The organism is Streptomyces xantholiticus (genome assembly GCF_014651015.1).
Classification (GTDB): domain Bacteria; phylum Actinomycetota; class Actinomycetes; order Streptomycetales; family Streptomycetaceae; genus Streptomyces; species Streptomyces xantholiticus.
In genome coordinates this window covers 1-6,065 of the sequence record NZ_BMWB01000010.1, presented here as the reverse complement: position 1 = coordinate 6,065, position 6,065 = coordinate 1, and the positions used below count along the sequence as shown (strand labels likewise).

General features: G+C 71.1%; 5 protein-coding genes. 3 read left to right on the top strand and 2 right to left on the bottom strand.

Going from position 1 to position 6,065, the window contains the following annotated elements; genetic code table 11:
• The 3 genes from IE198_RS16930 to IE198_RS16920 form a co-directional block, all read left to right on the top strand.
• A partial coding sequence (locus tag IE198_RS16930) for a glycoside hydrolase family 3 C-terminal domain-containing protein (RefSeq protein ID WP_229834025.1) occupies nucleotides 1–345 on the top strand: 345 nt, incomplete at its 5' end.
• A gap of 173 nt (nucleotides 346–518) precedes the next feature.
• Nucleotides 519–1,880: a hypothetical protein gene (locus IE198_RS16925; RefSeq protein ID WP_189887311.1), complete on the top strand. Its 1,362-nt coding sequence runs from the start codon at nucleotides 519–521 to the stop codon at nucleotides 1,878–1,880.
• A 125-nt stretch (nucleotides 1,881–2,005) separates the two neighbouring features.
• Nucleotides 2,006–3,193, top strand: coding sequence for a S8 family peptidase (locus IE198_RS16920; RefSeq protein WP_189887309.1), 1,188 nt, complete (start codon nucleotides 2,006–2,008; stop codon nucleotides 3,191–3,193).
• Nucleotides 3,194–3,438: 245 nt separating this feature from the next.
• Here the strand turns inward: IE198_RS16920 and IE198_RS16915 are convergent, their stop codons facing one another.
• Nucleotides 3,439–4,059, bottom strand: coding sequence for a YceI family protein (locus IE198_RS16915; protein WP_189887307.1), 621 nt, complete (start codon nucleotides 4,057–4,059; stop codon nucleotides 3,439–3,441).
• A 443-nt stretch (nucleotides 4,060–4,502) separates the two neighbouring features.
• Complete coding sequence (locus IE198_RS16910) at nucleotides 4,503–5,729, bottom strand: glycoside hydrolase family 64 protein (RefSeq protein WP_189887305.1); 1,227 nt, start codon at nucleotides 5,727–5,729, stop codon at nucleotides 4,503–4,505.
• Nucleotides 5,730–6,065: the final 336 nt, after the last annotated feature.

Genomic DNA, 6,065 nt, shown 5'->3' with positions numbered 1-6,065 from the left:
CGCCGGGTACACGCCTGCAGCCGCCACTTCCGGTTCGCCGCCCCGGTGCACGACCAGAGCTGCGCCGGGTGCCGTTCGCCGACGAATGTCAAAGGCGTCCAGGCACTTGTCCGCAGGCAGGTTCACCAGGTCCGCGCCGCCCGACTCGTACCGCCGCGGCTGATCGGCGACCGGCTCGCGGGAACCGACGCGCTCGTCGCGTCCTGGCTGCCCGGCTCCGAGGGCGACGGAGTCGCGGGCGTCCTATACGGCGAACGTCCCTTCACCGGGCGTCTCCCCGTGAGCCGGCCCAGGTCCGAGGTGCAGCTGCCGATCAACGTCGGCGACGCCGCCTCGGACCCGTAGTCCCGTACGGGTGGGGCCTGACCACGCCGAGGCGACCGGCCGGGGCAGGTCCGTCCAGCAGAAGATCGGCCAGGACGTCACGGAACCCGAGGCCAAGCCCTTCGCCGACCCGTGACAACCCCGCCACCGATTTCAGATGCCCTGCTTAACCCGATTGGGGTAACTTCGGGGGTATGAGGACACGGCCGTTCACCTTTGTGTCGGCCCTCGCGGGGCTGACCCTGTTGTTGCTCCTGATCCTTGCCCCGGCGTCCGGCGCCGCCGTCAAGGCTTCGGGACTGTCCGACGCCGCCGACGCCCTGAAGCAGGGCCCGGTCTACGTCCACCCCGCCATGACCGGTCAGCTCTCGCAGTCCGAGGCGGACTCCCTGGCGAATCGGATCGAGGACGCCGACAAGCCCGTCTTCGTGGCGGTGCTGCCCGCCACCGCCGAATTCCCGCCAGAGGACCTGCTGCGCAATCTGCGGACGGATACCGGCATCACCGGCCTGTACGCCGTCAGGCTCGGTGACGGCTTCGACGCCGGGGCGGATTCCGTCGTCCTGTCCAACCGGGCCGTGGAGAACCTGACCAGTGCGGTGAGGAGCGGCGGTCCGGTCGACGCCTCCACGCAGCTGGACAACTTCGTCGACCAGGCCCTGCCCCAGGTCAGGGGCAGCGCACCGGCCTCCTGGGACCCCGGCCCCGGCGACGGGGAGGGTGCCGGGGCGGGCGCTCTGATCGCCCTCGGAGCGGTCGTGGCCGCAGGCGGTGCCGGCGCCTATGCGGTCGTCCGCAACAAGCGCCGCCGCAAGGCGGAGGAGGAGCGCGCGGCACTCGACCGGCTCCGCGTCGTCGTCGACGAGGACATCACGGCATTCGGTGAGGAACTCGACCGGCTGGACTTCCACCCGTCGGAGAAGGGCGCGGACGACACCATGCGCGGCGATTACGAGCGCGCCCTCGACTCGTACGACACCGCGAAATCCCGGATGGGGGCCGCGCAGCACCCGGGCGACGTCCGCGGGGTCACCGAGGCGCTGGACGACGGCCGGTTCTCGCTCGCCGTCCTTGCCGCCCGTCGTGAGGGACGGCCTGCGCCGGAGCGCCGCGCGCCGTGCTTCTTCGACCCCCGCCACGGTCTGTCGGTCAAGGACATCTCCTGGGCGCCGGCCGGCGGCACCGCCCGTGACGTCCCCGTGTGCGCCGCCGACGCGGCTCGTGTCGAGGAGGGGCAGGACCCGATGGCGCGCACCGTCGACACCGGTTACGGCCGCCGTCCCTACTGGGAGGCCGGTCCCGCGTACGGCCCCTGGGCCGGCGGGTACTTCGGCGGCGGCATCCTTCCCGGGCTGCTGATGGGCACCATGCTCGGCCATATGCTCGCCACCCCCGCCTACGCGGCCGACTACGGCGGCGGCGAGTTCGGCGGCGGTGAATACGGCGGCGGAGACTTCTCGGGCGGCGACTTCGACGCGTCCGACTTCGGTGGAGGCGGCGACTGGGGCGGCGGAGGCGGCTTCGGCGGCGGTGACTTCGGCGGCGGCGGGTTCTAGGACGCGCCCCACGCGGCTCTACGGGTCGCCGCTTCGCCGGATGCCTTACGGCAACCGTGTGGGGCCGCTGTCCGCATCGCCACGGACAGTAGGAAGCTGTCACCCTCCGTGCTTGGCTCGATCGTATGCGCAATCGAACCAGGCTCAAAGCCTTCGCCGCCGTCGCCGTCACCACCCTGCTGGCATCAGCCGGTCCGCTGTCCGCGACCGCCCGGTCCGCCGCACCCGCCCCCGAACTCGCCCCGCTGCACCGCTCGGCCAACGCAGTGCCGGGGCGATACATCGTGACCCTCGCAAAGGCCGCCGACTCCGCCGTGATGACGGGCGAGGTCGGGGTCAAGGCGCTGTTCACCTACAGCTCCGCCCTGCGCGGATTCGCCGCAGACCTGACCGAGGAACAGCTGCAGCAGCTCCGGCTGATGCCCGGTGTCGTGGCCGTCGAGGAGGACGCCACCGTCAAGGCGACCGAGGCCCCGTCGTCGCTGGCCCCGGCCGCATCCTGGGGCCTGGACCGGATCGACCAGCGGGAGCTCCCCCTCGACGACGACTTCGCCGCGGCCGACAGCGGCCAGGGGGTCAACGCGTACGTCCTGGACACCGGCATCGACTACGCGCACAGCGAGTTCGGCGGCCGGGCCACGTTCGGCTTCGACGCCGTCGGCGACGGGCGCCGAGGGCAGGACTGCCAGGGCCATGGCACCCATGTGGCGGGCACCGTCGGGGGCCGGACGTACGGGGTGGCGCGCAAGGCCTCCCTGGTGAGCGTCCGCGTCCTGGACTGTGCGGGCAGCGGCACGCTGTCGGCGGTCATCGCGGGAATGGACTGGGTCGCGGCGAACGCGAAGCAGCCGGCCGTCCTGAACGCCTCGCTCGGCAGCACCAAGTCCACCACCGTGAACAACGCGGCCGACGCGCTCGCCGACAGCGGCGTCCTGCCGGTCGTCGCGGCCGGCAACGAGACGCAGAACGCCTGCAACGTCTCACCGGCTTCCGCCGAGCGTGTCCTGGCCGCCGGTGCGACCGATTCCTCGGACCAGCAGGCCGACTTCTCCAACTACGGTGCCTGTCTGTCCCTCTACGCCCCAGGGTCCTCGATCGTCTCGGCCAAGCTCGGCGGCGGAAGCGTCTCGCAGAACGGCACCTCGATGGCGTCCCCGCACGTCGCGGGGGTCGCCGCCCTCTACAAGTCGGAGCACCCGACGGCGACCGCGGCGGAGGTGAAGAGCTGGCTCATCGACAAATCGACCAAGGATGTGGTGGCCGGTATCGGCCCCGGCTCACCCAACCGCCTGCTCCACACCGGCGGGCTCTGATCCGACCCGATCGACACCTCCCTGCCGCGGTCCCCGGCCCGGCCGGGCGGTGTCGGCTCGCGACCGCCGGACTCGGCTCGATCCCGTGCTCGCCCGTCGTGCGGCAGCGCGGCGAAGCGCCCCGGTCGTGGGAGAGGAAGATCCGCACACCGGCCAGCTCCAGGGTGCGGACGCACGCCGGCGGGGCCGGGGGAGTCCCGGCCCCACCGTGGCGGTGCCTGTGTCCGGTCGGAGTGTCCGGTCGGTCAGGCGGTCGGGGCGGCGGCCTTGATGGCGGAGATGTCGAAGGTCAGCTTGACCTTGTCGCTGACCATCACGCCGCCGGCCTCCAGCGCCGCGTTCCAGGTCAAACCCCAGTCGGAGCGCAGGATCTCGGTGCCGCCCTCGAAGCCGACGCGCTCGTTGCCGTAGACGTCGGTGGCCGAGCCCTGGAACTCCAGGTCGATCGCGAGCGGGCGCGTGACGTCCTTGATGGTCAGGTCACCGATGATCCGGTACTTGTCGCCACCGAGCTGCTCGGCGCCGGTGGAGCGGAACGTCATCTTCGGGAACCTCTCCACGTCGAAGAAGTCACCGCTGCGCAGATGGCCGTCGCGGTCCGAGATGCCCGTGTCGATGGACGCCATGGCGACATCGATGGAAGCGGTGGAGCGGGACGGGTCGCCGCCGTCCAGCTGCAGGGTGCCCTCGTGCTCGCCGAAGCTGCCCCGGACGTTGGTGACCATGGCGTGCCGGACGGTGAAGCCGATGCTGCTGTGCGCCGGGTCGATCGTGTACTCGCCGGTCAGGCCGGCGAGCGCGGGGTCCACGGTGGCGATGGCGGTGGTGGTCTCGGCAGTGTCGTTGTTGCGGTTGAAGAGGCCCATGACTGCTCCTTGGGGGACGGGCGCCGGGAGGCTCCCTGCGCGTTTGTTCAAGCTTCAACGATTTCCACTGTAGGCAGATTCCCTTCAACTTTCAACATCTCGCGTGAGGAAATCGGCGGCAGCGCCGCCGTGGAAATTCGCTTCGGCCTCGGGGTTCGGCGTCCTCGGCGCACTCGCGCCTCTCGCCGCCGCGCTGTCGTGCCTGGGTCCGGCGCCCCTTTGGTGCCGCGAGCGAGGCGCACGCGGTCACCGTGATCTGTCGCACGACGGCGAGCTCGGTGCTCCGCTCGTCCGGCATCCACATCCACGCCGACGAGGGCAATCACTGGCGACGCGACGTACCGCCACCGAGGCCCTGCTGAACCGAGCCGGCCCATGAGTGCGTGCGGGCGTCCGACCCCCCGGACAGGACGCCCGCACGGGCTGCTGGGGGATACGTACGATCAGGCCCCGACGTTCACCGTGAAACGCTTCGGATTTCCGTCGTGCGCCGCACCCGAGACGTCGGGCTGTCCGTCGGGGCGGACGTCGTCGTACGGAAAGGCGTAGCCGATAGGGGAGTTGGCGTGGACGACCCGGGACCAGTGGTTGGTCCGAGGGTCGCGGTAGTAGTCGGCTGCCGTCGCGCCGTTCGGCTGGTCGGGATGGGTCAGCAGGGTCGTCCGGTTGAAGGCGGCCGAGATCCGCGCCAGCAGCGCCTTCTTGTCGTCCGGGTCGTTCGGATTGTTGGCGAACGGGCCGTGGTTGCAGGTGAACACGTCCCGCGAGGAAGGCTTGGTGAAGGTGTGGCCCCCCGCGAAGGTCAGGAGATCGCCGCTGACCCGTCCGGCGAGCACGCCCCGGCCGCCCTGGAGGTCCACCCGCAGGTCCTCGGAACGGTACTTCTCCCAGACCCGTTCGATGTAGCTGTCGAAGGCGTCGCGGAAAGGCATCTCGGAGGGGCGGTCGAAGTACGGCGCCATGACGGACTGCGGGGAGACGACGCGGAGCACCTGGCCGCCGCCGCCACGGACGATCAGCTTGTCCCAGGGCTGTCCGTCCCTCGACGCCTGGGCGGTGAGATCGTCCGCGATCTTCTCCATGGCACCCGCGGGCAGTGGGGCGACGGTGTGGGTCGCGTCGCCGGTCAGGGTGAGGCCGATGGGCAGTGCGGTGACCAGATCGACGTAGCTGATGTTGGCGTACAACTGCTGCGCGTTGAAGGTGAACTCGCAGAAGGACCAGGTGCGGCCGTAGTTGGGGTCGGCGGGCGTGGCGAAGGCCGGTTCGACCAGTGACGGGCCCGGGTTGACGAAGAAGTCGAGTTTGCCGTCGCGCACGAAGTAGACGCGCGCCCCGAACATCCGCGGCAGGGTGAGGACGACCGGGCCCTCACCGGCGCCCTTGAGAGGGATGGCGCAGTCGACGCCCAGCGGGGTCTGCGGTGCCGAGGGGTCGGCCGGCCTGTGGACGCTGCCGTCGGCGCGCAGCAGCACCCAGTCGCCGGAGCCGCCCTCGTGGCCGGTGACATAGGCATGCACCGTGCCGGGCAGCGACTTGTTCTCCAGGGCCAGTTCACAGGTGGCGGGCGCGGCTCCCGCGCCGGGGCTGAGAGCGCTTCCCCAGGCGGGGTGGGTGAGCGCGGTCGCGGTCGCGGCGGCGCCGGTGAGGAACGTGCGACGGGATATCACGGGATGAACTCCTGCTGCTGTGGGGGGAGTCGTGGGGGATTCCCACTCTCGCGACGGGTCGGCCGGGCGTCAATAGTTGTTGTTGAGAGCGCTCTCGGATTGTCGGTGCCTTCACAAGTCGTCACGCCCACCGCCGACTTGGACTGAGGCGCGGCGGTTGTTGGACTGCTCGTCACCGGGGCCGCCCGCGTCGTCGACGCTCCGGAGAGCCGGCGGTTACCGGGTCCCCATGCCTCGTGCATTCCGCGGCCCGCTCGGCGGTCGCAGTCTCCTGTGCCGTGTTCGCCCTGGCCGGGCCCGTGTACCCGGCCCCACCGGACGCCGGGCCCGGCGCCG